Source organism: Cupriavidus neocaledonicus (genome assembly GCF_000372525.1).
Lineage (GTDB): Bacteria > Pseudomonadota > Gammaproteobacteria > Burkholderiales > Burkholderiaceae > Cupriavidus > Cupriavidus neocaledonicus.
Genome location: NZ_AQUR01000068.1, coordinates 1 through 22,977 on the forward strand (window position 1 = coordinate 1; position 22,977 = coordinate 22,977).

At 64.0% G+C, this 22,977-nt stretch carries 25 protein-coding genes; 12 read left to right on the top strand and 13 right to left on the bottom strand.

The window, feature by feature from the left end:
- Together A3AG_RS31275 and A3AG_RS0102910 are read left to right on the top strand one after the other, a co-directional pair.
- On the top strand, positions 1–291 hold a 291-nt coding region (locus A3AG_RS31275), incomplete at its 5' end, for an ISL3 family transposase (RefSeq protein WP_018003985.1).
- Between the two features lie 295 nt (positions 292–586).
- Positions 587–976 carry a cupin domain-containing protein gene (locus A3AG_RS0102910; protein WP_018003986.1) on the top strand — a complete coding sequence of 130 codons (390 nt, stop codon included), beginning with the start codon at positions 587–589 and terminating at the stop codon, positions 974–976.
- Between the two features lie 108 nt (positions 977–1,084).
- Here A3AG_RS0102910 and A3AG_RS0102915 read toward each other — a convergent pair whose 3' ends face one another.
- Both A3AG_RS0102915 and A3AG_RS33885 read right to left on the bottom strand, forming a co-directional pair.
- Positions 1,085–1,696, bottom strand: coding sequence for an alpha-ketoglutarate-dependent dioxygenase AlkB (locus A3AG_RS0102915; RefSeq protein ID WP_018003987.1), 612 nt, complete (start codon positions 1,694–1,696; stop codon positions 1,085–1,087).
- Positions 1,697–1,755: 59 nt separating this feature from the next.
- A complete protein-coding gene (locus A3AG_RS33885; protein ID WP_145987516.1) occupies positions 1,756–1,956 on the bottom strand; it encodes a hypothetical protein in 201 nt (66 codons plus the stop codon).
- 110 nt (positions 1,957–2,066) lie between these two features.
- Here A3AG_RS33885 and A3AG_RS0102920 point away from each other — a divergent pair, with 110 nt between their 5' ends.
- Positions 2,067–2,639: a phasin family protein gene (locus A3AG_RS0102920; protein WP_240619780.1), complete on the top strand. Its 573-nt coding sequence runs from the start codon at positions 2,067–2,069 to the stop codon at positions 2,637–2,639.
- A 246-nt stretch (positions 2,640–2,885) separates the two neighbouring features.
- Here A3AG_RS0102920 and A3AG_RS0102925 read toward each other — a convergent pair whose 3' ends face one another.
- Genes A3AG_RS0102925 through A3AG_RS0102935 form a run of 3 tightly spaced genes read right to left on the bottom strand, consistent with a single transcriptional unit; the run spans position 2,886 to position 5,717 of the window.
- Positions 2,886–3,623, bottom strand: a complete 738-nt coding sequence (locus A3AG_RS0102925) for an ABC transporter substrate-binding protein (protein ID WP_018003989.1) — start codon at positions 3,621–3,623, stop codon at positions 2,886–2,888.
- A 22-nt stretch (positions 3,624–3,645) separates the two neighbouring features.
- On the bottom strand, positions 3,646–4,689 hold the full coding sequence (locus A3AG_RS0102930) for an Ldh family oxidoreductase (protein ID WP_018003990.1): 1,044 nt from the start codon (positions 4,687–4,689) through the stop codon (positions 3,646–3,648).
- 20 nt (positions 4,690–4,709) lie between these two features.
- Positions 4,710–5,717: a Bug family tripartite tricarboxylate transporter substrate binding protein gene (locus A3AG_RS0102935; protein ID WP_018003991.1), complete on the bottom strand. Its 1,008-nt coding sequence runs from the start codon at positions 5,715–5,717 to the stop codon at positions 4,710–4,712.
- Positions 5,718–5,830: 113 nt separating this feature from the next.
- Here A3AG_RS0102935 and A3AG_RS0102940 point away from each other — a divergent pair, with 113 nt between their 5' ends.
- Positions 5,831–6,727 (top strand): LysR family transcriptional regulator, encoded by an 897-nt coding sequence (locus A3AG_RS0102940; protein WP_018003992.1) that lies wholly within the window; start codon positions 5,831–5,833, stop codon positions 6,725–6,727.
- A gap of 76 nt (positions 6,728–6,803) precedes the next feature.
- Here the strand turns inward: A3AG_RS0102940 and A3AG_RS0102945 are convergent, their stop codons facing one another.
- The 8 genes from A3AG_RS0102945 to A3AG_RS0102980 all read right to left on the bottom strand — a co-directional run bounded on the left by A3AG_RS0102945 (position 6,804) and on the right by A3AG_RS0102980 (position 13,799).
- Positions 6,804–7,460: a TetR/AcrR family transcriptional regulator gene (locus tag A3AG_RS0102945; protein ID WP_018003993.1), complete on the bottom strand. Its 657-nt coding sequence runs from the start codon at positions 7,458–7,460 to the stop codon at positions 6,804–6,806.
- Between the two features lie 124 nt (positions 7,461–7,584).
- The gene (actP, locus tag A3AG_RS0102950) at positions 7,585–9,231 is read right to left on the bottom strand and encodes a cation/acetate symporter ActP (RefSeq protein ID WP_018003994.1); all 1,647 of its coding nucleotides are present in this window, start codon (positions 9,229–9,231) and stop codon (positions 7,585–7,587) included.
- Positions 9,228–9,611, bottom strand: a complete 384-nt coding sequence (locus tag A3AG_RS0102955) for a DUF485 domain-containing protein (protein WP_018003995.1) — start codon at positions 9,609–9,611, stop codon at positions 9,228–9,230. Before A3AG_RS0102955 ends, actP begins: the two co-directional genes overlap by 4 nt.
- Positions 9,612–9,641: 30 nt before the next feature.
- Positions 9,642–10,862 (bottom strand): FAD binding domain-containing protein, encoded by a 1,221-nt coding sequence (locus A3AG_RS0102960; RefSeq protein ID WP_018003996.1) that lies wholly within the window; start codon positions 10,860–10,862, stop codon positions 9,642–9,644.
- On the bottom strand, positions 10,859–11,338 hold the full coding sequence (locus A3AG_RS0102965) for a VOC family protein (RefSeq protein WP_020384427.1): 480 nt from the start codon (positions 11,336–11,338) through the stop codon (positions 10,859–10,861). Before A3AG_RS0102965 ends, A3AG_RS0102960 begins: the two co-directional genes overlap by 4 nt.
- 336 nt (positions 11,339–11,674) lie before the next feature.
- Positions 11,675–12,241 carry a DUF6036 family nucleotidyltransferase gene (locus A3AG_RS0102970; RefSeq protein WP_018003998.1) on the bottom strand — a complete coding sequence of 189 codons (567 nt, stop codon included), beginning with the start codon at positions 12,239–12,241 and terminating at the stop codon, positions 11,675–11,677.
- Entirely contained in the window at positions 12,238–12,903 is a 666-nt protein-coding gene (locus tag A3AG_RS0102975) for a helix-turn-helix transcriptional regulator (protein ID WP_018003999.1), read from the bottom strand. The genes A3AG_RS0102970 and A3AG_RS0102975 overlap by 4 nt, the downstream gene beginning before the upstream one ends.
- 116 nt (positions 12,904–13,019) lie before the next feature.
- A complete protein-coding gene (locus A3AG_RS0102980) occupies positions 13,020–13,799 on the bottom strand; it encodes a DNA-binding transcriptional regulator (protein WP_026163886.1) in 780 nt (259 codons plus the stop codon).
- Positions 13,800–14,063: 264 nt separating this feature from the next.
- On the opposite strand from A3AG_RS0102980, the gene A3AG_RS0102985 reads away from it, so the two are divergent.
- The 8 genes from A3AG_RS0102985 to A3AG_RS31280 all read left to right on the top strand — a co-directional run bounded on the left by A3AG_RS0102985 (position 14,064) and on the right by A3AG_RS31280 (position 22,942).
- A complete protein-coding gene (locus tag A3AG_RS0102985; RefSeq protein WP_018004001.1) occupies positions 14,064–15,932 on the top strand; it encodes a bifunctional 3-(3-hydroxy-phenyl)propionate/3-hydroxycinnamic acid hydroxylase in 1,869 nt (622 codons plus the stop codon).
- A 2-nt stretch (positions 15,933–15,934) separates the two neighbouring features.
- Entirely contained in the window at positions 15,935–16,894 is a 960-nt protein-coding gene (locus A3AG_RS0102990) for a 3-carboxyethylcatechol 2,3-dioxygenase (RefSeq protein WP_018004002.1), read from the top strand.
- Positions 16,895–16,909: 15 nt separating this feature from the next.
- The gene (gene mhpD / locus A3AG_RS0102995) at positions 16,910–17,698 is read left to right on the top strand and encodes a 2-keto-4-pentenoate hydratase (RefSeq protein ID WP_018004003.1); all 789 of its coding nucleotides are present in this window, start codon (positions 16,910–16,912) and stop codon (positions 17,696–17,698) included.
- 12 nt (positions 17,699–17,710) lie between these two features.
- Positions 17,711–18,679 carry an acetaldehyde dehydrogenase (acetylating) gene (locus A3AG_RS0103000; protein ID WP_018004004.1) on the top strand — a complete coding sequence of 323 codons (969 nt, stop codon included), beginning with the start codon at positions 17,711–17,713 and terminating at the stop codon, positions 18,677–18,679.
- Complete coding sequence (gene dmpG, locus A3AG_RS0103005; RefSeq protein ID WP_018004005.1) at positions 18,676–19,698, top strand: 4-hydroxy-2-oxovalerate aldolase; 1,023 nt, start codon at positions 18,676–18,678, stop codon at positions 19,696–19,698. Before A3AG_RS0103000 ends, dmpG begins: the two co-directional genes overlap by 4 nt.
- Positions 19,699–19,847: 149 nt before the next feature.
- Entirely contained in the window at positions 19,848–21,119 is a 1,272-nt protein-coding gene (gene mhpT / locus A3AG_RS0103010) for a 3-(3-hydroxy-phenyl)propionate transporter MhpT (RefSeq protein WP_018004006.1), read from the top strand.
- Between the two features lie 62 nt (positions 21,120–21,181).
- Positions 21,182–22,054, top strand: coding sequence for an alpha/beta fold hydrolase (locus A3AG_RS0103015; RefSeq protein ID WP_018004007.1), 873 nt, complete (start codon positions 21,182–21,184; stop codon positions 22,052–22,054).
- 123 nt (positions 22,055–22,177) lie between these two features.
- Entirely contained in the window at positions 22,178–22,942 is a 765-nt protein-coding gene (locus A3AG_RS31280) for a GntR family transcriptional regulator (RefSeq protein WP_018004008.1), read from the top strand.
- Positions 22,943–22,977: the final 35 nt, after the last annotated feature.

Genomic DNA, 22,977 nt, shown 5'->3' on the forward strand with positions numbered 1-22,977 from the left:
GAGCTCAAGCGCCTGTGGTTCTATCGCCGCCCGGGATGGGCGCAAAAGGCGTGGGAGCATTGGTGCGAACAAGCAAGGCAGAGCCGAATACCTGCCCTCGAACTGTTCGCCCAGCGCCTGAAAGCGTATTGGCACGGCATCCTTGCCCGATGCCGCCATCCGCTGAATACCAGCGTCGTTGAGGGCATCAACAACACCATCAAAGTCATCAAGCGCCGAGCCTATGGCTACCGTGACGAGGAATACTTCTTCCTGAAGATCAAGGCTGCCTTCCCCGGAATTCCTCGTTGAACCAATTAATTGGGGCTGAACGTCCGGCAGCCCGGACCTGGATCCGATCGCCTTCAATCCCATGTATTAGGGCTGTGGCGGGCGAGGGACGTATTTGCAAACGGACGTGGATAAGATCCAACCGAGCGGCGCCATCTGGATTGGCGCGGCCGCCAATTCCGTTCGTTCTCGTACAGACAAAGATGGACGTTGGCGAAAAGACTCACTCTAGTCGGCAGCTCCGCCAGCATGAGAGTCAGCGCGAACCAGACGTGATACCCACCTCCGAAACGCCAGAATAAGTCCGGGAGACATCATGCACTACAAGCATTTGACCATGTTGGGCGCGGTGGCACTGATGGCAGGTAGCGCCCTTGCGCAGGGTTCGGGGCTGACCCGTACCGTGGTAGGGAGGGCAGACGTATCTGTACCGGGGCGCGAAGCTGTGGTCGCGCGCTTGGAGGTGGCGCCAGGCGCCTATGCCGGGCGTCATACGCATCCCGGGGACGAGATCAGCTATGTCATGGAAGGCGAGGTGCAACTCTTGGTCGACGGCCAGTCGCCGCGCACGGTCAAGGCCGGTGAATCGTTCGTCGTCCCCGCCGGCATTGTGCATGACGCCCACAACAGCAGTAGCGCGGCGGCGCGGGTTGTTGGCGTGTACGTGGTCGAGAAGGGGAAGCCGCTGGCATCGCCGGCCCCGTAACGGCGTGGGCGACGAGCGATATTGCTCTCACTGGGGGGCGGCTCATTTGTCAGTTTGCCGGCGCCGATTGCAGTAGGCGTCCCGCCGGTGCAGGCGATTGGCAGACGGTCATGAGTGCACAGGCAAAGGCCTACGTGGCGGTATTGCGTGGCGCTTCGTACGTAAGGTGATCGACCAGCGGCGATCCTTGACCGGCGGTACCGAGTGCTGCCACTCCCACCGTGCCACGCCCTCCAGCTTGTAGATCGACCTGGGCGCCAATTCCAGCTTTATCGATTGACGGTTGGTGGGTTGGCTTGGCGGGTATCGCCGGAAGCGGAGGACGGCAGCGCTGCCAAGGGAAATGCCGACGATTGTCTCGTACTGCGGCACATCGCGGTGCCAGCCCAACTGGGTGCCTGGCGCATACTCAGTCACCAGAAGGTTCTCGATCTCCCGCGGTTCCGCGCCTAGCCAGGCTGCAACCCGCTCGCGAAGAGGGAAAAACCGGGGATCCAGCTCCAGGCTGGGCTCCACCGTGTTGGTGCTGAAATCGTAGATTCCACCATAGCTGATGATCCGGCATCGGGATTCGTGCTCTTTGTACTGGGCCGGATGCAAAGGAAGCGTACGAATAATGGCGAGCAGCTCTCGTTCTTCCTGTTCGGTCAGGAAGTTCAATTGATAACTCAGGCCAGGAATCGCCTCGCCTTCCTCGTATCCGAACAGATCCAATTGCATGGTTCGATCAGCGGGGCAACATCAAAGTGGATCGCCCGTTCCGTATCCTAACTGCTTCTTCATAACAAGTTGCGTGCCGTCTTGACTGGAGGCGAGGCGGCGACGGCTTCGGGTTTGCCGCAAGCGACCATCTGTCCACCACCTGGACCGGTCCCCCGCCCAAGAACGATGGTCCAATTCGCTTCCACGGCTAACCGCATGTTGTGTTCATCCATGATGATGGTGTGTCCGTGCTGAGCCAACGCGTTCAGGACTGCCATCCATCTATCCATATGTGACGGATGCAGCCCTGACGTTGTTGCCGTGGGTCGACGGCGAGATGGAATGAGACTTGCGACCGACCGATGCGCGGGATAACCCAAAGGAGACCATGATGCCAGTCGACAAGCTCGACCCCATGTACGGAACCCAGGCTGCAGCCCTGGATATCGTCGTTGGCATGACGACGAAGACCCTGGACGCGCTCCAGAGGCTAAGTGAGTTGAGCATGCAGACCATGAAAGAGACCATCGCCGACAGCCAGGAAACAATGCGCCGGGCTTTCGCTGTCAGGGATCCTCAAGAACTTTTTGCGTTGCAGGCCAGCTCCGTCGAGTCAGCCGCCGGGAAATCACGGCGATACCTGCAGCAGGTACACGAAATCGCTGCGGCGACGAGAGACGACTTCCAGAAGGTGGTAGAAGCCCACTACGAAACGAGCAAGCATAGCTTGCAGGAGATTTTCGACAAGCTCATGCAAAGCGCGCCGGAGGGCTCGGAGGGCACGCTGAACGCGTGGCAGGCGGCCATGCTTTCCGGTGCCACGTTTTGCGAATCCTTGCGGCGATCCACCCGGCAAGCCGCAGAACTCGCGGAGAGCCAGGTGGCCAGTGCCGCCGCTGACGCCGTCAAGGCCGCACACAAGCCGAATATCCCGTCCGCGCGCGCGGCCGCAAAGCGTTAAAAACCGGGGAACCCTTGGGTACGGCACCCGGCGCCGTCCCCATGGCCTCGCTATTGTTTTCGCGAATGTCGGAGGGAATCGGGCCGTACGGAAGGCTCGCCTTTGGCGCGGATGAATGCCTGCCCTGTGCGTCCTCCCGCGTAAAGCTTGCAAACCGCCCCGGGGAGAATTACCAGGGCGTATTGCCCGTCGGCGGCGCACGGCATGGTCAAGGCCTGGGCAGAAATGGGTCGATTCCAGCCCTCGCTACGATATCGAAGGCGCGACGGACGCGCCGTCGATGCCGTGACGCCTGAGAGCGTCCGAAACGAAGCAGGAGGTTTTCATCTCCTCGACGAACCGCCGCAGGAATTCCACGGCTTCAGCGCTGCGGGCGATGGGGAGGCCCATGGCTTGCTGTATGACCATAAACCGGCCCGGCAGCAACCTCAGGCCGCCAGTGCGCCTGGCATCGGCTTCCAGTTGCTGTCGCACCCCTGCAGCCACGTCCGCGCCCTGTTCCAGGAAGGTTTGCACAACGGCAGGAGACGTTGGGGCGCGCACGATGTGTGCATGTTGCAGCGTACGAGTGAGATAAAGGTCGTAGGCGCTGCCTTTTCCTACCACGACACGGCGGCCGGCAAGGTCGACCTCTTCGTTCGCCTTGAGGGGGGATTCCTCCTTCACCAGATACGCGCCCTCGATCAGCACGTAGGGTTCGGAGAATGCGATGCCGGCGCCCCGGACCGGGTCGACGGCAAAGAATCCGAAGTCGGCTTGTTCGGCCGTGACGGCCTCTACCGACTTCCCCGCGGAGTCGAACACGACCAGCTCCAGCGGGATGCCAAGGCGATGGGCAAACTCGCCGGCCAGGTCTACTGAAACGCCGAATGGATTGCCGTCGGCATCGAGGTTTGCCAGGATAGGGTTGCCTACGTTGATCGATGCGCGAAGGATTCCCGTCGGGGCAAGCGCCTTAGCGAGCCGTGCATGGTCGTTTGTCATGATGCTTTCGGAGTGTGCAATCTCAGTTCGTGGTTGCGTTCGCATGTCGGTCCAGTAGCGCCTTCACCGCCGGGTCCATGGCGATGCCCCTTTCGCGCTGCCGCGCCAGCTGCTCTAGTTCGATCTCTCCGGGAACGATGACAGGCTTGCCAGGCTCGGCCGGTGCGCTACCGTGGAGGATGGCTGCAAAGTCTTTCATGCGGGCACTCAGCCATTGCGCCGATCCCAGTCGCCTGGTATCGACCAGCATAAAGAAATGGCCCAGGTTCTGCGGCTCGTCGGGTGCATCGACCCACGACTTGACGTGAGTCAGGTACGCAGCATCCGAGAGCAATCCGGCGAAGAGATCGACCATCAGTGCCAGCCCATAGCCCTTGTGCCCGCCAATAGGCAGCAGGAAGCCATCGAGGGCGGCCTTGGGATCGGTGGTTCTTCGTCCTTGCGCGTCGGTGGCCCATGAATCCGGAATGGATTGTCCGGCCTTGAGCGCATTGCGAATCTTGGCGCGAGCGGCCACGCTCATGGCCATGTCCAGCAGGAAGTGGCGGCCGTCATGCCCCGGTACGCCGAAACCCAGCGGGCTGTTGCCCAGGCGCGCATCGCTTCCGCCCCATGGCGCGATGGTCGTCGTGGCATTGCTGCCAATCATGCTGGCGAACCCCGCTTCCGCCGCAATGTAGCTGTACGGCGATACCGGCCCGAAATGATTGCTGCCCCGGACGAAGGCCATGCCGATGCCGAATTCTTCGGCGACTTCCATGGCTGCACGCAGTGCCTTCATGCCGGCGAGCGGACCGACTGCGTTGCCACCATCGACCTTTACCAGCGCCGGCGCGACACGTTCGACGGTGATGGTGGGGCGTGCCGAGATACCACCGGACTGGAGTCGTTCGCCATAGGATTCAATCCGGGACAGTCCGTGGGTGCTGAGCCCGAAGAGGTCTGCGAGTACCAGGATGTCGATGACATCGATGGCATCGCCTTCGGTCAGGCCGAGGCCCTGGAACGCGCGCGTTCCGAGTTGGCGGAGTTCGGCTTCGGATACCGTGATTCGATCTTGTTGCATGCTGGATGTTCTCTGAAGACTTAGTTTGCCTGGATGCCTGCGCCGCGGATGACAGTGCCCCAGCGTTGTTGCTCGGTACGAATGAATGACGCAAATTCGGCGCTGCCCGCGCCGACGGCCGTGCTAGCGTCCTCGGCAAGCCGTTGGCGCACCAGCGGGGTGGCCAGGGCCTTGACTGCCTCGGCATGCAGGCGGCTGATCACCGGCGTGGGCGTGCGCGCAGGCGCCATCAGCCCAAACCATTGTGAGCTTTCGAATCCCGGATAGCCTTCCTCGGCAATGGTGGGAACGTTGGGAATCGGCGCGAGGCGCTTTGACGAACCAACCGCGAGGATGCGCAGCTTGCCTGACCTGGCGTGTTGCAGGATCCCCGCCAGGCCCGCCGATGCCGCGTCAATGTTTCCGGCGAGCAAGTCGGTGATCTGGGCGCCGGTGCCCTTGTAAGGCACGTGCACCAGGTCGATATGCGCGGTCTGCTTGAGCATCTCGAAGGCAACGTTGCCGGCGCTTCCGTTGCCCGCCGAACCGTAGGTCATGGCGCCAGGCTTCGCCCTGGCCTGAGCGATGAATGCCTTGATGGAATCGCTATGGACGGCAGGCCCCACCGCGAACACCATCGGCACTTTGGCGAGCAGTGTCACCGGCGTGAAGTCCTTCAGCGGATCGTAGGGAAGCTTGTGCATCATGGCGGGATTGACGGCAAGCGTGCCAACGTGACCGAGCACCAGCGTGTATCCGTCAGGCGCGGCGCGCGCGGTCTCCTGCATGGCGATAACACCCTGGCCACCGCCCTTGTTATCCACCACGACCTGTTGGCCCAGGCCTTTCGACATCTCGGCCGCGATGACGCGGGCAATGGCGTCAGAGCTTCCGCCGGGTCCGTACGGGACGATCAGCCGGATCGGCCTGACGGGTGCCCAGGTCTGCGCATGTGCGGGAAGAAGGGAAGCAGCTAGCGGGATGGCGAGGGCGGCAAGGGCGGTACGGCGCGACAGGCGCCGTACCGGCTTTCGTACTTTGTTGGACATTTTGTCTCCTGCTTGGTCAGGACAGTGTTGCGTTCCGTCCATGCAGCGAATGATCACGCTGACCGGATTCCGGTGTAAAGTGCAAAGATCACAAGTATTCTTGCGTCAGACACATGAATTTCGATTTGGCCGACTTGCGGGCGTTTCTGGCCGTCGCCGATCTGGGCAGCTTCAAGGCGGCATCCGACGCGATGTTCCTGTCGCAGTCGGCACTGTCGCGTCGTGTCGACAAGCTGGAAGAAGCGCTCGGCGTTGCGCTGTTCACGCGGACCACCCGGAAGGTCGAATTGACGACCTTGGGCCGCATGTTTGTGCACAAGGCGCGAAACGTCATCAACGAACTGGAAGATGCCATGCTCGGCATCCAGACCGTTGCCGAGCGGCTATCGGGCGAGGTGACGATTGCCTGCGTACCGTCCGCCGTCGGGCATTTCCTGCCCTCTGTCGTGGGGCCATATCACGAGCGCTATCCGGGGATACGGCTCCGGATCGTTGACGAGTCTTCCGGCGACGTCCTGCTCGCGGTCACGCGCGGCGATGCGGATTTCGGCCTGACCTATATCGGGACGCAGGAGCCAGATATCGATTTCTGCCCCCTGATCGAAGAGGCGTTCGTTGTCGCCTGTCGCAAAGGGCATCCGCTGGCGGCGCGACGAAGTGTCAAATGGAAAGACCTTGAAGGTTTTGACTACATTACGCTCGCGCAAGGCAGCGGCAACCGCTTCCTGATCGACCAGGCCCTTGCGCGGCTGCAGGTAAGACCGCGATGGTACTGCGAGGTAAATCATGTTCCAGCCCTGGTAAGCCTGGTCCAGGCCGGCCTGGGAATCGGTGTCGTACCTCGCATGGCTTTGCCGCCGAAGCCCGGCAGTGGGCTGCTTGCGATCCCACTGACTGACCCAGTGATAACTCGAACGTTGGGCTTGATTTCGCGGCGAGGACGCCCGTTGGCGCCGGCCGCTCAATTTCTCTTTGACATGCTTATCCGAAGAGGAACAGCGAAACTCTAGGCGCGTGGCACGAGGCCCCGGATGGCTGCAATACGGGTAAAGCGAATGCGCTGCAAGGCCAAAAGGCCCCCGACCACTATCCTCGCATCTTGGCCATCGCGGCGGGTGCACCCAGCAGAAACATGTCAACCTTCTGCCGGATCACGGTATCCATGTCCGTCGGGACCTTCAGCCCATAGACCCATTTGCGCACGCCGATATAGAAAATGGCGGCGTGCAGGCTCCAGATCATCTCGATCTCCGCGTCGGTTTCGGCGGCGGTGCGCGGCGCGGGAATATCGAAAGCCTCCCGGACTTCGGCAAGTACGGGCAGGAACACCTTGGTGCGCAACTTACTCAGGTACTTGTTGTTGATGCCTTCGTGAGTCAGGCCGGCAAAGATAAACAGCCGGATCCATTCTTCGCGCAGGATCACCGACGAATAGTCCAGGTAGAAGGCGTACAACCGTTCGGTCAGCGGCAGGGAGCGGTCCGTGATCTGGCGGTCCCAGTCCGGGCGCCACTGGAAGACTTCGTTGTAGACGCGCTCGATCAGCGCGTCCTTGCTGGCGAAATACCGATAGAGCAAGGGTTGGGTGACGCCAATCTGCTTGGCCAGTTCGCGCGTGCTGCCGCCGAAGCCATTCCGGGTGAAGTGCTCGATGGCCTTTTCGACGATCTGCTGCTCCCGCTCCTCGGGCAGCAACCGCCGCGTGGATTTTGCGGCGGCGTCTTCAGTGGCGCGTGGCTCCATGGCTGTCTCTCTCGTCGTATTGTTCCGGTAATGGCCCGATTCTACCAATCGCCCGATCAATAAGAACAGGCGGCACACCAGTCGCCCGGCGGCCGCCCTCAAGCTGCCTCACCAGCCTTTGTATTCAATGACCAGGTTTGGCGGTGATGCCCAACTCGCAGTCCACGCGCTGGTTCTGGTAGGCATTGCGTTCCCACGCGCCGCGCGCCGAGCGATCCGTCACCGAGAACACGTAGATGCCCGCAAACGCCACCAGCATCGAGAACAGCGCCGGATACTCGTACGGGTAGATGGCCGACGCGTGCCCCAGCACCTGCACCCATACCGTCGGGCTCAGGATCGTCAGCACCACGGCGGTAACCAGGCCCATCATGCCGCCCATGACCGCGCCGCGCGTGGTCAGCCCGCGCCAGTAGATCGACAACAGCAGCACCGGGAAGTTAGAACTGGCTGCAATCGAGAACGTCAGGCTGACGATGAACGCAATGGTCTGCTTCTCGAACAGGATGCCCAGCAGGATCGCCAGCACGCCCAGCACCAGGGTGGTGATGCGCGACACGCGCATCTCGTCCTTGTCCAACGCGCGGCCTTTGCAAATCACGATTGCGTACAGGTCGTGCGAGATGGCCGAAGAGCCGGCCAGCGTCAGGCCTGCGACCACGGCCAGGATGGTCGAGAACGCCACAGCACAGATGAATCCCAGGAAGACGCTGCCACCAACGGCGTGGGACAGGTGTACGGCCACCATGTTGACGCCGCCAATGACAGCGCCCGAAGTGGTGTGGTACAGCGGGTCCCTGGCGACAAGCGCAATCGTCCCGAAGCCAATGATGATGATCAGCGCGTAGCCCATGCCAACGATGCCGGTGGCATACAGCACGCTCTTGCGCGCCGCCTTGACGTGGCTGACCGTAAAGAAGCGCATCAGGATGTGGGGCAGGCCAGCCGTGCCGAAGATCAGCGCGAGGCCAAGCGAGACCGCCGAAACCGGGTCGGACACCAGGCCGCCCGGACGCATGATTGCGGCCTGCTTGCCGTGGGCCGCGATGGCATGGTCGAACAGGCTGTTCAGGCTGAAACCGAAGCGGCTCATCACCATGAACGCCATGAACGCGCAGCCGGCCAGCAACATGACGGCCTTGATGATCTGGATCCAGGTGGTGGCCAGCATGCCGCCGAAGAACACGTAGACCACCATCAGCACGCCGACGAGCACCACTGCCGAGGTGTAGTTGAAGCCGAACAGCAGTTCCACGAGCTTGCCAGCGCCGACCATCTGCGACACCAGGTACAGCAGCACGATCACGATGGAACTCGACGCAGAGAACGCGCGGATCGGCCGTTGCCGCAGCCGGTACGAGAGCACATCGGCCAGCGTGTAGCGCCCGAGATTGCGCAACGGCTCGGCAATCAGGAACAGGATGATGGGCCAGCTTGCCAGGAAGCCGATCGAGTAGATCAGGCCGTCGTAGCCACTGGTGAACACCAGCGCCGAGATGCCCAGCAGCGACGCAGCCGACATGTAATCACCCGCGATGGCCCAGCCGTTTTGCATGGCGGTGATCTTGCCGCCGGCGGCGTAGTGATCGGCGACGGTGTTGTTGCGGCGGGCTGCCCAGCGGGTAATGGCCAGCGTGGCGACCACGAACACGACGAACATTCCGATGGCGATGCCGTTCAGGCCCTGGCCGACGGGTGGCGTGGCAGCCAGGGCAGGGGTGGCGGCTGCCAGCGCGGCGAGCGTGGCAACAAAGGCAAGCGTGCGATTCATGACGGCTCTCCGTTGCGGATGTCCGCGATCATCGGGTCGTAGACCGTGTTGGTGCGATACACATAGATGGCCACGAGCGCGAAGGTGAACGCGAACATGCCAAAACCGATGGGGATGCCAATGTTCATTGGCTGATCCGCTGCCAGTCGCAGCGCCAGCAGGTCGGGACGGAAGGCCAGTGTCAGGATAAATCCGAAGTACACCAGCAGCATGGCGGCAGTGAGCGACCAGGAGAAGCGCCGCCTTGTGCGGTGCAGTTGCTCGAAGTCGTGGCGACCCAGCATGGGATGCGGCGCCAGCGGGGCGTCGATGGCACCGGGATCTTCGTACGCCTTGTAGGACGCGGGTTGGGACGCGGCTTGGGGGGCGGCTTGAGGCATGGTTGTCTCCTGGGTTGTTGTCCTTGACCGTCAGAACTCGCGCGACACGGCGGTTTCCCGCATCACCGCTTCGGGCGTGCGATAACGTTCGGCCATGGCGCGGTCTTCGTCGCTCTTCAGTTGGGCTTGCATATAGGCGCCGAGGTGGCGAGCGTGCTCGACAATGGCCTGGCCGACTTGCACGCGTTCGGCGCTGTAGGCTTCGAGTCCGGCTTCGATCGTCCGTGCATCCGACAGCGCGCGCACCAGTGCCATGGCGTCGCCAGCGGCCTTGGTGACACCCATGCCGCAGTGCGGCCGGGCCACAAAGGCAGCGTCGCCCAGCAGCGCAACCCGACCGAAGGCCATCTGCGGAACGGTCAGGTCATAAATCGGCTGGAACAGTGGGTGGGCAGTCCGGGCCACGACTTCGGCAAACTGAGGCGCAAGCAGGTCAGAAGCGGCGCTTTCCATGTCGGCGATGACGTCGGGACGGATCAGGCCCGGCGGAATGCCGGTGGACCAGCATTTGCCGGTGGCGTCGGTGAGCAGGTCGGCCAGTTCGCTTTCGCATGTGGCGCGATACCACACGAAGTTGAATCGACGCTGGCCTGGCGCGGTACTGTTGCGCTCGCCGGCGACCGGGTAGCCAAGGATCTGTTCGTGCGGAGGCAGGCAGAACGCGAACTTGTCGAAGATCGCAGCGTGCGTGTGAGGCGTCAGATCGGTCTCGTCGACCAGCCCCCGCCAGGCGATATAGCCCGCGTATTCAAGCTGCGCGGACGGCAGCAGTTGTTCCCGGACCGCTGAGCGGAAGCCATCGGCGGCGATCACCAGATCGGCGCAGTGCTTCGAGCCATCCTGCAGGGTGACTTCGGCATCATCGGCATGTGAAGCCACCGCCGTGACATGTGAACCGGTGCGATAGATGCCGGGAAAGGCCTTGCCCAGTACCTCGTACATCTTGCCCCAGGCCGTCAGCATTTGGGGCAGTTCGCGATGCGAGACCGCACTGCCGTCGCGGGCCAAGGTCACACGGGTATTGACCGGGACGCCGATGCTGTCGTCTACGTTTACGCCGGCGGCCAACAGCGCCTCAAACAGTTCCGGATGCGTGACAATGCCGGCGCCTCGTCCGGCCAGGGCTTCGGGCGTGCGCTCGAAGATCTCCACTTCCCAGCCGCTGCGCGACAGAAGATTGGCGGCAAAGAGTCCGCCGACGGAGCCACCGATGATGATGGCCTTGCGGGGGGATGATTGGGTGATGGTCATGCTGCGACTCCTGCGTTGGCTTGCGAGTGCTGCGGCAGGGCGAGGCCTGCCATTTCCTCAGCGGGGTAGTTGAGCTCGATGGTGACCCCCGACGGGTCTTCGATGAATACCTGATGCAGGCCGAGGCTCGGGACGGTACGGTCGCGCCAGGCGATGCCCTCGGCGCGCAGTGTTTCCCACATCGCCGCGACCCCCGTCGCCAGGAAGGCGATGTGGTCGACGGTTCCCGTGCCAGTTTCCGGCAGCGCCTTGTCGCCAAGGTAGGCCGTCAGGCCGGCAGGATTGTTCGGGTCGATGCCGATGATGTGTACCGTGCCGAAGTCCCGTTCGTCGTCGCCCATGTAGAGCCACGCGCCGGGGAAATCGAACGGCGGCCGGTACCCGCGACGGAATCCGAGAATGCGTTCATAGAATGCGCACGACCGTTCGAGGTCCGCCGTCCGGATCGAATAGTGTGCAAGCTTGGTAATCGCCATGGTCACCTCCAATAAATTATCAATCGATCATTGATCGGTTGATAAATGGTAGTGTCAGGCAGCAGGTTAACCAAGCGCCAGGAGGGTGGTATTTACCCTGATGCGCCGGTCCGGCGGACTTGCAATGGTTTTGGAAGGCGCCGCCCGCGACACAGGATGGAGCGATCCCGCGGGCCAACTGTCAATGGCGGCTCGTGGCCGCTTGCTGGCCTGAGCTTCCTCAAGACTCCCAGGCGCATTGAACAGTCCGCGTGACGAGGCCGGTATTACCGAGCAGGCAATAAAGCGAAATGCTAGCGCGATGGCACGCCGATGGCGGCTGCGCTGAAAGCTGAGCTAAGCGTCGTCAGCTGGAGTCGCATGGCCTTGGTCCAGCAAGGCCTTGGTCCAGCGCTTGATGCGTGCACGTAGTCGCCCCTGCGCAGCTCTGTCTATCGGCATGTCATCGACGCGACTGATCGCTGTACGGGGCAAGACATAGCCATGTTGTATCAGGGCCATACAGAAGACTCGGTCCTTGTCGCGATCAGCTGCTGCCTTCGCCATAAAGAGGTCGACAAGGTCAAGGCAATAGCCGACCCGGCCATTCGTCCCCGCTGTTTGGATGCGCTGCAAACGGCTTTCCCACCCGGCCGGAAGACATGCTGTCTCTGGCCCGACGCCCTGCGCGTAGTAACCATACGTCTCGTGGAAGCGCGAGCCTTCTCCAATCGCCGCGTCGATCGCATCCGCCTTGTGGGTGGCATTTAGCGGGTATATGTCCGCCTCCGCGGACATCGTGAAAACCGCCGGGGGATTGGGAATTGGCCCCAGGATGGACTGGCTGCCAACGACAACGAATTCATATTCGTTCGTGATGTCGGCAGCGGCCCGAATGATGTGCTCAAGATCTTCCCGCTTCATTCCTGGTCCCCCAGGACAACGCCTTTTTTCAACGCCTGAACCTGTGCTAGCACTTCGTGCCGAATGGCATCTGGTAAAAGCGTGGGCAGCGGAGACGCTTGGCGCAGCTCTTGAGCACGCCGAGTTCGGCCAAGCGCTTTGCGCCACGACTTGTTTGCAAGAATAGCTTCCCACTCGGACCAGAGTGAATCAGAACGTGAGTCTCCCTGCGCGCGCCATCGCCTGAGGACTTCTCGGGCCCGCTCCAGTAGCGCCGGGTCATCCTGGATCAGGCGGATTGCTTCCTTGTGGAGCGCCATGCTCTGCAAGTCCTGGGCCTCATGGCGGCTTGGATCAGTCCTTACCCGAACCTGAACCTGCGGAATGACGCGCTTGGATGAGGCGGCCGCAGAGTTCGCGGGCGCCGGTTGGAAAGTATCGCTGACTAACAGGGCCAGGTCACCGGCGACACCCAGCACGGACATGACACGCAGATATGTGCCCATGGTTGGCGCGGGGTCGCCGGCTTCAACCGCCGCGAGGGTCGTCCGTGAGATGCCGACGCGCTTGGCCATCTCAACCGTGCCAAAGCCCTGAGCCTTCCGCAGGCGTTTGATGCGGTCGCCGAGTTGCAAGAGCAAGTGGCGCTCGAGGACGGTGGTGGTATCGGTAAAGGCTGGCATATGTCCAATATTTTAGACAAAAGATCGAAGGATGACTAGTTTACTGAACAAATTTGCGTTGGGGGAGCGTTACATCGGACTCCCTGGACGTATCTCAGTCCGCGGAATGACTTGCTTCACCCCAGCGCCTCGACCATCTCCTTTGCTGCATGCTGCAACTCAGGAACAAAGCGCCGCGTCGCCTCCGCCGGACTGATTGCCTGCTGCAGGTAAATCACGTTCAGGCTCGCAAGTACACGCCCCTCGGCCTCGATGGCGACGGCCACGGCACCGATCTTGCGCTGATCGGACCAGTCGCCCTGATTGGAGCCAAAGCCATCCTTTCGGGTTTGCCGGATGAGGTTGCGGATATAGGTGTCATCCATCGCGAGCTTGAGCTGCTGTTCGCCGCCAGCGCCTGAGCGCAGGACTTCGAGAATGTCTTCGCGCTCGGCATCCGGGCACATCGAGAAATACACACGGCCGGCGGCGGTCAGCAGGATTGGCAGGCGTCGGCCGACCATGGCGCGGTGAAACGACAGCGGGCTGAACCGGTGCGTGGTTTCGCGGATGATCATGGCGTCGCCGTCGGGCGTGGTCAGGTCGGATGGCCAGACCACGCGCTGCATCAGGCGTCCCATGATTGGCGGCGCCACGGTGGCAATGCGTTCGTCGTCGGTGAAGCCTTCGCTGAGCGCGCGCACGTCGAGCGTGAGCCGGAAGCTGTCGTCCGATGTACTGCGCCGCACGAATCCTTCTTCCAGCAGCGTCTCAAGCAACCGTCGCACCGTGGTCCGGTGCAGGCCGGTTGCGTCGCTGAGCTGCTGGCTGGTGGCGCGGCCGTTCTCCATGGCGTTGAGAGCCCTCAGTACCTGCAGACCACGTGAAAGTCCCCGCACATTCGCGTATTTGCTCACCGAAAGTCCTTATAAATCAGAGATGTGCACTCCTTGCACATTTTAGAGAAATTTTTGAGTGCGCGCGGCCCGATGCCTAGACTCATCTCAAAATCGCACACTCGGAGACCACCCCATGTCCTGCCTGATCCGTCGCCAGCGCCGCCGCGCCGGCGCCTGACCCGCAGCCGGTCACGCCGGCCGCCCTTTCCAATCCATCAAAACAGAGCCAGTACGCGCCGGTCCGGCGCGGGGGCGCGCTCGTGCCTTGCCAGTAGGAGACCTATGAACACCATGGCCAAGCAGACGTCGCAAGTCGACCGTCTTCCCCATGTCGACACCGACGTTGCCATCATCGGCGCCGGCCCTGTCGGACTGATGATCGCCAATATTCTCGGCCTCCAGGGCGTGCACGTCACCGTCGTCGAGAAGCTGGACCAGCTTATCGACTATCCGCGCGCCATCGGCCTCGACGATGAAGCGCTGCGCGTATTCCAGGCCGTGGGGCTCGCCGATACGCTGCTGCCGCACACCACGCCCGACCACTGGATGCGTTTTGTCACGAAGGACGGTCATTGCTTCGCGTCCATCGAGCCGCGCACCGACGAGTTCGGCTGGTCGCGCCGCAACGCATTCATCCAGCCGCTGGCCGACCAGGTGCTGTACGAGGGGCTGCAACGCTTCGAGCACGTGCAGGTGCTGTTCGGCCATGGCGTCGACGCCTTCAGCCAGGACGGCACCGGTGTGAGCGTCGAGGTGACCACGAACGCCGGCCAGCGCCGCACCATCCGTGCCGCTTACATGGTCGGTGCCGATGGCGGCAACAGTCTGGTTCGCCGCACGATGCAGGTGCCCTTCGAAGGCCGTACCAAGCCGAACCAGTGGATCGTCGTCGACGTGCGCAACGATCCGGTCGGCTCGCCGCATATCTACATGCATTGCGATCATGAGCGTCCCTATGTCTCGGCCGCGCTGCCGCATGGCATCCGCCGCTTCGAGTTCATGGTCATGCCCGGTGAGACCGAGGAAGAGTTGTCGAAGCCGGAGAACATGGCCGCGTTGATCCGCAAGGTGGTGGCCGATCCCGACAAGGTCGACTACATCCGCAAGCGCGTGTATACGCACAACGCGCGGCTCGCGTCGACGTTCCGCGTCGACCGCGTGCTGCTGGCCGGCGATGCCGCGCACATCATGCCGGTGTGGCAGGGGCAGGGCTATAACAGCGGCATCCGCGACGCCAACAACCTCGGCTGGAAACTGGCGATGGTCGCCAAGGGGCTGGCCGATGCGCGCCTGCTTGACAGCTACACGGTCGAGCGCCGCGCTCACGCGCGCTCGATGATCCACCTGTCCGAGGTGGCGGGCGACATTTTCGCGCCGACCACGCGCTTCGGCACGCGCTTCCGAGATGCGCTCGTGCGCAGCTTCAACGTGCTGCCGTCGGTCAAGCGCTATTTCGTCGAAATGCGCTTCAAGCCCATGCCGCGCTATGAGGAGGGTGTGGTGCTGCTGCCGCCTGTGCGTCAGCGCGGCGGCTGGCTGGCGGGCGTACTGGAGCGTTCCGGCAGTTCGGCGCCGGGGCGTCTGCTCGGCCTGATGAGCCAGAAGCGCGATTCATGGCTCGGCCGCCTGGTGTATGGGAACGATCCGCTGGCCGGTTCGCCGGTGGGCCGCCTGTTCATCCAGCCGCGCGTGCGTACCAGCGATGACCGCCTCACGCTGCTCGACGATGCCATCGGGAACGGCTTCGCCGTGATCGGCTGGGGCACAGACCCGACCTTTGGCTTGACGCCCCAGGCGCGCGCGCTCGCGCAGAAGGCGGGCATGCGCTTCGTGCTGGCCAAGCCCGATGTGCAGCTGCGCCATGGCGTTGACGTGACCGAGGGCGTGATCACAATCGGCGACGCAGGCGGCCGCCTGAAGGAGTGGTTCAGCCGCCTGCCGCAATCGGTAGTGCTGCTGCGCCCGGACCGCTTCGTCGCAGGCGTGTGTTCGCCGCAGCAGGTGTCGGAGGCCATCACGGAACTGGCCGGCAAGCTCGGCATGACGCAGGTGCCGCCGTATGCGGGTGCGTCCAGCCCTTCCATGTCGTCGCGCCCCGCGTGCGACGCCGTCACCGACCCCACCACCATTACCCAAGCAGCAGGAGCATGAGGATGCCGATTCGCCTGGAATGTCTGTCGCATACGCCGTTGCACGGCTATGTCGACCCAGCGCCAGAAGTCGTTGCCGAGGTCGAGCGCGCACAGGCCGCGGCGCGCGAACGCGTGCGCGCGTTCGACCCGGAACTGGTCGTTGTGTTCGCACCGGACCACTACAACGGCTTCTTCTATGACGTCATGCCGCCGTTCTGCATCGGCGCCGCCGCCACCGCGATCGGCGACTTCAAGAGCCTGGCCGGCAGGTTGTCGGTGCCCGCGGATCTTGCGCAGTCGCTGGCCGAATGCGTGATGGCCGCGGAGATCGATGTCTCGCTGTCGTACCGGATGCAGGTCGACCACGGCTGTGCCGACGCGCTCGCAGTCCTGACCGGCGGGCTCGACCGCTACCCGGTCATCCCCGTCTTCATCAATTCGGTGGCGCCGCCCATGGCGACGCTGCGCCGCGCGCGCCTGCTCGGCGATGCGGTGGGCCGCTTCCTGGCCCGTACCGGCAAGCGCGTGCTGGTGGTCGGCTCGGGTGGCATCTCGCACGAGCCGCCGGTGCCCGAACTGGCCGGTGCGAGCGAGGAAGTCGCCGAACGCCTGATTGCGGGGCGCAACCCGTCGCCCGAATCGCGCGCCGCGCGCCAGGCACGCACGGTAGCCGCTGCGCAGGCGTTCGCCGCCGGCGACAGCCACCTGCATCCGCTCAATCCCGAGTGGGACCGCGCCTTCCTGGCACTGCTCGCTTCCGGCGACCTGACGGCCGTCGACGGCATGACCAACGACGCGATCACGCGCGACGGCGGCAAGTCGGCGCACGAGATCCGCACCTGGGTGGCGGCGTTCGGCGCACTGGCCGCTTACGGCCCGTACCGCGCGTCGCTCGACTTCTACCGCGCGATTCCCGAGTGGATCGCGGGCTTCGCCACGATGCATGCCGAACCGCATGCAACGCTGGCCGCGGCCGCCTGACCGATGGAGAACCCGATGACCGACCCGAATATCGTTAGCGCGATCGCCGCGCGCCTGTGCGCCGCCGAGGCCTCGCGCCAGACCATCGCCCCGGTGCGCGGCGAGATCGCGCCCGATGACACTGCCACGGCCTATGCCGTGCAGCAGGCCAATGTCGATGCGCGCGTCGCCAGCGGCGAGCGTGTCGTCGGCCGCAAGATCGGCCTGACATCGCTGGCCGTGCAGAAGCAGCTGGGCGTCGACCAGCCCGACTTCGGCGCGCTGTTCGCGAGCATGGCCTATGGCGACAGCCAGCCGATGCCCCTGTCGCGCCTGATCCAGCCCAAGGTGGAAGCCGAGATCGCGCTGGTGCTCGAGCACGACCTGACGCACGAGCGCCACACCTTTGCCGACATCCTGCGCGCCAGCGCCTATGCACTCGCGGCCATCGAAGTCGTCGATAGCCGCATCCAGAACTGGGACATCCGCTTCGTTGACACCGTGGCCGACAACGCGTCGAGCGCGCTGTTCGTGCTGGGCAGCCGCCCGGTGCCGCTGTCGCAGGTCGACCTCACCGCATGTGCGATGACGCTTTCGCGCGACGGCGAAGTGCTGTCGCGTGGCAACGGCGCGGCCTGCCTGGGCAACCCGCTCAATGCAGCGGTCTGGCTCGCGGACCGCATGGTGCAGCTCGGCACGCCGCTGCGCGCCGGCGACGTGGTGCTGACCGGCGCGCTCGGCCCGATGGTCGCTGTCACCGAGCCCGGCACCTACACCACCGAGATTGAAGGACTCGGCAGCGTCCGCGCGACGTTTGCCGCATAACAGGGAATACACATGGCTTCCGACAAACTCAAGGCTGCGATCATCGGCTCCGGCAATATCGGCACCGACCTGATGATCAAGATCCTGCGCAACAGCCGCCATCTGGAAATGGCGGCCATGGTCGGCATCGATCCGGCCTCGGACGGGCTCGCACGTGCCGCCCGCCTGGGTGTCGCCACCACGCACGAAGGCGCCGAAGGGCTCACGCGCCTGCCGGTGTTCGACGACATCGACTTCGTCTTCGACGCCACCTTCGCCGGTGCGCATGTCAGGAATGACGCGCTGCTGCGCAAGCTCAAGCCGGGCCTGCGCATGATCGACCTCACGCCCGCCGCAATCGGCCCGTATTGCGTGCCGGTGGTCAATCTCGATGCGCACCTCGGTGCGCCGAACGTCAACATGGTCACCTGCGGCGGCCAGGCCACCATCCCCATCGTCGCGGCCGTGTCGCGCGTGGCGAAGGTCCACTACGCCGAGATCGTCGCGTCGATCAGCAGCAAGTCGGCCGGCCCCGGTACGCGTGCCAACATCGACGAATTCACCGAGACGACGTCGAAGGCGATCGAAGTGGTCGGCGGCGCCGCGAAGGGCAAGGCCATCATCGTGCTCAATCCGGCCGAGCCGCCGGTCATGATGCGCGACACCATCTACACGCTGTCCGAACTGGCCGACCGCGAAAAGATCGAAGCGTCGATCGAGGAGATCGTGCGCGCGGTGCACGCCTATGTACCCGGTTACCGTCTCAAGCAGACGGTGCAGTTCGACGAGATCCCTGCCAACGCGCCGCTCAATGTGCCGGGGCTGGGCCGCTTCAGCGGACTGAAGACTTCGGTGTTCATCGAAGTGGAGGGCGCGGCCCACTACCTGCCTGCGTACGCGGGCAACCTCGACATCATGACCTCGGCCGCGCTTGCCACGGCCGAGCGCATGGCGCAAGCGATGCTGGGCGCCACTGCCACCACGGAAGGAGCCTGCGCATGAGCACCACGGCCAAGAAACTCTATATCTCCGACGTGACGCTGCGCGATGGCAGCCACGCGGTCCGCCATCAATACTCGATCCAGAACGTGCAGGACATCGCGCGTGCGCTCGACCGCGCCAAGGTCGACAGCATCGAGGTCGCGCATGGCGACGGCCTGCAGGGCTCAAGCTTCAACTACGGCTTCGGCGCACACAGCGATCTCGAGTGGATCGCCGCCGTGGCCGACGTGCTCGAGCACGCGAAGATCGCCACGCTGCTGCTACCTGGCATCGGCACCACGCATGACCTGAAGGCCGCCTATGACGCCGGCGCGCGCATCGTGCGCGTGGCCACGCATTGCACCGAGGCCGACATCTCGAGGCAGCACATCGAGTATGCGCGCGAACTCGGCATGGACACCGTCGGCTTCCTGATGATGAGCCACATGACCACACCGCAGAACCTCGCCGTCGAAGCGAAGAAGATGGAAAGCTACGGTGCGACCTGCATCTATGTGGTCGATTCCGGCGGCGCGCTGACGATGAACGACGTGCGCGACCGCTTCCGTGCGCTCAAGGGGGTGCTGAACGCCGATACGCAGACCGGCATGCACGCGCACCACAACCTGTCGCTCGGCGTGGCCAACTCGCTCGTCGCGGTCGAGGAAGGCTGCGACCGCATCGACGCATCGCTGGCCGGCATGGGGGCTGGCGCGGGCAATGCGCCGCTGGAGGTATTCATCGCCGCCGCGGAGCGCATGGGCTGGAACCACGGCACCGACCTGTACACGCTGATGGACGCCGCCGACGACATCGTGCGTCCGCTGCAGGACCGTCCGGTGCGAGTCGACCGCGAAACGCTGGCGCTTGGTTATGCGGGTGTCTATTCGAGCTTCCTGCGCCATTCGGAAGTGGCGGCGCAGAAGTATGGGCTGAAGACGGTGGACATCCTCGTCGAACTCGGCAAGCGCCGGATGGTGGGCGGGCAGGAGGACATGATTGTTGATGTCGCGCTGGATCTGAAGAAGCGCGCGGCTTGAGGACTGACGGTCCGAGACCTGTCAAGACAGCTGACTGGTTTCCAGGTTGCAGGAGCGGGCGGCGTATGGATACACCGCGCCACCGCCCAGCCCAAACCAAAATTCAGACCCGCCACCAAGAGCGGCATACAGATAATGCGGAGACAAGAATGAATTCATCAAACACCATAGGCGCCAACGCGAGCAACACAAAGGGCAGTATCACCACCATCGGCCTGTGCCTGGCCATCGCCCTGCTGGAAGGTCTCGACCTGCAGTCGGCCGGCGTCGCCGCGCCGCGTATCGCGAAGGAGTTCTCGCTGTCCGTCGCGCAAATGGGCTGGGCGTTCAGCGCCGGCGCCATCGGGCTGCTGCCGGGCGCGGCGCTGGGCGGGCGCCTGGCTGACCGCCTGGGCCGCAAGCGCGTGCTGATGCTGTCCGTAGCGCTGTTCGGCGCTTTCTCGCTGGCGACGACGCTCGTGTGGAACTTCGAAAGCCTGCTGGTCGCGCGCCTGCTGACCGGCCTTGGCCTGGGCGCCGCCATGCCCAACCTGATCGCGCTGTGCTCGGAAGCGGCGTCACCCGCGCAGCGCAGCACGGCCGTTGGCGCGATGTACTGCGGCATGCCGTTCGGCGCCGCGCTGGCGGCCGCGATCGGCATCGTCAGTCCCGGCGATGAGGGCTGGCGACACATCTTCTACGTAGGCGGCTTCGGGCCGCTGCTGATGGTGCCATTGCTCGCGCTGTGGCTGTCCGAGTCGGCGCAGTTCGTCGAAGCGAAGTCGCACTCGGTGAAGGGCACGGAAGCCACGCCCGGATTTGTCGAAGCGCTGTGCGGCAACGGCCGTGTGCGACCCACGCTGGCGCTGTGGATCAGCTACCTGGGCACCTTGATCGTGCTGTATTTCCTGATGAACTGGCTGCCGTCGATGGTGTTGTCCAACGGGCTGACGCGCACGCAGGCGGGCATCGCCATGATGATGTTCAACATCGGCGGCGGCATCGGTGCGGTCGGCATTGCCAGTGTGATGGACCGCTTCAGCCGGCGCCTCACGGTGGTGGGCATGTACGTGGGTATCGCGGCCGCGCTGGCGGGGCTCGCCGGGGCGGGCGGCAGTGTGTCGATGGCGTGGGGCGCGTTCTTCTGCGGCCTGTTCCTGGTGGGTGGCCAGTCGGTGCTGTACGCGCTGGCCGGCCAGGCCTATCCGACCGAAGTGCGCGGCACCGGTGTGGGCGCGGCCGTGGCAATCGGCCGGCTCGGCTCGATCCTCGGGCCGCTCATTGCCGGGCAGCTGTTTGCGCTGGGCCAGAGCGCGTCGATGCTGGTGACTGCCAGCATTCCGCTGATCGTCATCGCGGCAGTCGCCGCGCTGACGGTGGTTGGTTCGTTCACGCCGCGCCTGGAGACCCGCGCGGCCGTGCCGGGCGGCCGCCGCGCCTGAGCGTGCGCACTGCCGGCGCACATTCCATTCAGTACAGATTCAGTCGAGCAAGGAAGATCATCATGCAAGCTACTGCACAAGCCATCACCGAAGCGAGCACAAGCCGGTTCGTCACCGTCAGGAATGGCGACACCGAATTCCGCATCCACTGCAACGACACCGGCTCCGGTGCCGAGACCGTTGTCATGCTGCACGGCTCGGGGCCCGGTGCGACCGGCTGGGCCAACTTCAACCGCAACGTCGAACCGCTGGTTGCCGCCGGCTACCGCGTGCTGCTGGTCGACTGCCCGGGCTGGGGCAAGAGCGACCCGGTGGTCAACGCGGGCTCGCGTTCGGAGCTCAATGGCCGCGTGCTCAAGGGCGTGCTCGATGCGCTTGACATCGAGCGCGTGCATATCCTTGGCAATTCGATGGGCGGCCACAGCGCGGTCGCGTTCGCGCTGGCCAATCCGCATCGCGTCGGCAAGCTCGTGTTGATGGGCGGCGGCACCGGCGGCCCGAGCCTGTTCGCGCCGATGCCGACGGAGGGCATCAAGCTGCTCAATGGCCTGTACCGCGAGCCGACCATCGAGAACCTGAAGCGCATGATGAACGTGTTCGTCTATGACGCCAGCTCGCTGACAGACGACCTGATGCAGGCACGGCTGGACAATATGCTGGCACGGCGCGACCACCTGGAGAACTTCGTCAAGAGCCTGGCGGCGAATCCGAAACAGTTCACCGACTACGGCGCGCGCCTTGGCGAGATTGCGGCGCCGACGCTGGTGATCTGGGGGCGTGATGACCGGTTCGTGCCGCTGGATGTCGGGCTGCGGCTTATCGCCGGGATTCCGAATGCGCAGATGCATATCTTCGGCCGCTGCGGGCACTGGGCGCAGTGGGAGCATGCAGAGACGTTCAATCGGATGGTGGTGGAATTTTTGGCGAGAACGTAGGCGCTTCAACCCGGCCCGCAAATCATCGCTTTGTCGACGGTAGCTGTTTATTTCTGGTTCTGGATGGCATGCCAGTATTCCGTTTCGGTATACTGGGCAGTAGAGACCGCTTATTCAGATCAGATGACACAGTCCGAAAAGAAGAGCATGGCCGGCGAAATCAAGGCCACGATCCAGCGCGAAATCGAGGATGGCGACATGCCGCCCGGCACGCCGCTGGACGAACGCATGCTGGCGGAGCGCTTCGGCGTCTCCCGCACACCCGTGCGCGAGGCGCTGCAGCAATTGTCAGTGCAGAACATGGTGCGCATCGTGCCTCGCGTCGGTGTGTTCGTCTCGCGCCTGTCGATCACGCAACTGCGCGAAACCCTGGAACTGCTCGGCGAGCTGGAGGCCGTGGCGGCGAAACTTGCCGCGCGCCGCATGGATGACGACCAGCGGGTTCGCCTGAAGGCCGCCCGCGCCGAATGCGAGCAGGCGCATGCCGAAGACGATGGCAAGCGCTTCGCCAAGGCCAATGCGGAGTTCCATGACACGGTCTATGCGGGTAGCCACAACGAATACCTGGTGGAGCAGATCCAGGGGATTCGCCGGCTGATGCAGCGCTACCGCCCGCGCATCTTCCAGACCTCGGCGCGCCGGCAGCGCGTGTTGGAAGACCACCAGCGGCTGGCCGACGCCATCCTCAGCGGAGATGAAACCGCGGCCCACGCGGCCATGCTTGAACACGCGCCGGTGGGCACGACCGGATTCTCGGAATTCCTTTCCACCTTGCCGGCCAGCTACCTCGAGGGCGCGGGCGGCGGGGAGCCGGCCGCCGCCAGGAGCACCGCCCCCCGCGGCGGCGCAAGACGTGGCCGCAAGCCCGCCGCCTCGCGGGCGGCCTGATCCGGCACGCGGGTGGCCCACAGGCTCCCCCTCAC

Coding starts and splice junctions, on each gene's coding strand:
- A3AG_RS0102975 (WP_018003999.1), bottom strand. CDS start 12,903: ATGCCAGCCTTTACCGATACCACCACCGTCCTCGAGCGCCACTTGCTC.
- A3AG_RS0102925 (WP_018003989.1), bottom strand. CDS start 3,623: ATGACAAACGACCATGCACGGCTCGCTAAGGCGCTTGCCCCGACGGGA.
- A3AG_RS0102910 (WP_018003986.1), top strand. CDS start 587: ATGCACTACAAGCATTTGACCATGTTGGGCGCGGTGGCACTGATGGCA.
- A3AG_RS0102920 (WP_240619780.1), top strand. CDS start 2,067: ATGATGCCAGTCGACAAGCTCGACCCCATGTACGGAACCCAGGCTGCA.
- A3AG_RS0102965 (WP_020384427.1), bottom strand. CDS start 11,338: ATGGCGATTACCAAGCTTGCACACTATTCGATCCGGACGGCGGACCTC.
- A3AG_RS33885 (WP_145987516.1), bottom strand. CDS start 1,956: ATGGCAGTCCTGAACGCGTTGGCTCAGCACGGACACACCATCATCATG.
- dmpG (WP_018004005.1), top strand. CDS start 18,676: ATGAGCACCACGGCCAAGAAACTCTATATCTCCGACGTGACGCTGCGC.
- A3AG_RS0102935 (WP_018003991.1), bottom strand. CDS start 5,717: ATGTCCAACAAAGTACGAAAGCCGGTACGGCGCCTGTCGCGCCGTACC.
- actP (WP_018003994.1), bottom strand. CDS start 9,231: ATGAATCGCACGCTTGCCTTTGTTGCCACGCTCGCCGCGCTGGCAGCC.
- A3AG_RS0102990 (WP_018004002.1), top strand. CDS start 15,935: ATGCCGATTCGCCTGGAATGTCTGTCGCATACGCCGTTGCACGGCTAT.
- A3AG_RS0102960 (WP_018003996.1), bottom strand. CDS start 10,862: ATGACCATCACCCAATCATCCCCCCGCAAGGCCATCATCATCGGTGGC.
- A3AG_RS0102985 (WP_018004001.1), top strand. CDS start 14,064: ATGAACACCATGGCCAAGCAGACGTCGCAAGTCGACCGTCTTCCCCAT.
- A3AG_RS31280 (WP_018004008.1), top strand. CDS start 22,178: ATGACACAGTCCGAAAAGAAGAGCATGGCCGGCGAAATCAAGGCCACG.
- mhpD (WP_018004003.1), top strand. CDS start 16,910: ATGACCGACCCGAATATCGTTAGCGCGATCGCCGCGCGCCTGTGCGCC.
- A3AG_RS0103015 (WP_018004007.1), top strand. CDS start 21,182: ATGCAAGCTACTGCACAAGCCATCACCGAAGCGAGCACAAGCCGGTTC.
- A3AG_RS0102955 (WP_018003995.1), bottom strand. CDS start 9,611: ATGCCTCAAGCCGCCCCCCAAGCCGCGTCCCAACCCGCGTCCTACAAG.
- A3AG_RS0102930 (WP_018003990.1), bottom strand. CDS start 4,689: ATGCAACAAGATCGAATCACGGTATCCGAAGCCGAACTCCGCCAACTC.
- A3AG_RS0102945 (WP_018003993.1), bottom strand. CDS start 7,460: ATGGAGCCACGCGCCACTGAAGACGCCGCCGCAAAATCCACGCGGCGG.
- A3AG_RS0102915 (WP_018003987.1), bottom strand. CDS start 1,696: ATGCAATTGGATCTGTTCGGATACGAGGAAGGCGAGGCGATTCCTGGC.
- A3AG_RS0102970 (WP_018003998.1), bottom strand. CDS start 12,241: ATGAAGCGGGAAGATCTTGAGCACATCATTCGGGCCGCTGCCGACATC.
- A3AG_RS0102940 (WP_018003992.1), top strand. CDS start 5,831: ATGAATTTCGATTTGGCCGACTTGCGGGCGTTTCTGGCCGTCGCCGAT.
- A3AG_RS0103000 (WP_018004004.1), top strand. CDS start 17,711: ATGGCTTCCGACAAACTCAAGGCTGCGATCATCGGCTCCGGCAATATC.
- mhpT (WP_018004006.1), top strand. CDS start 19,848: ATGAATTCATCAAACACCATAGGCGCCAACGCGAGCAACACAAAGGGC.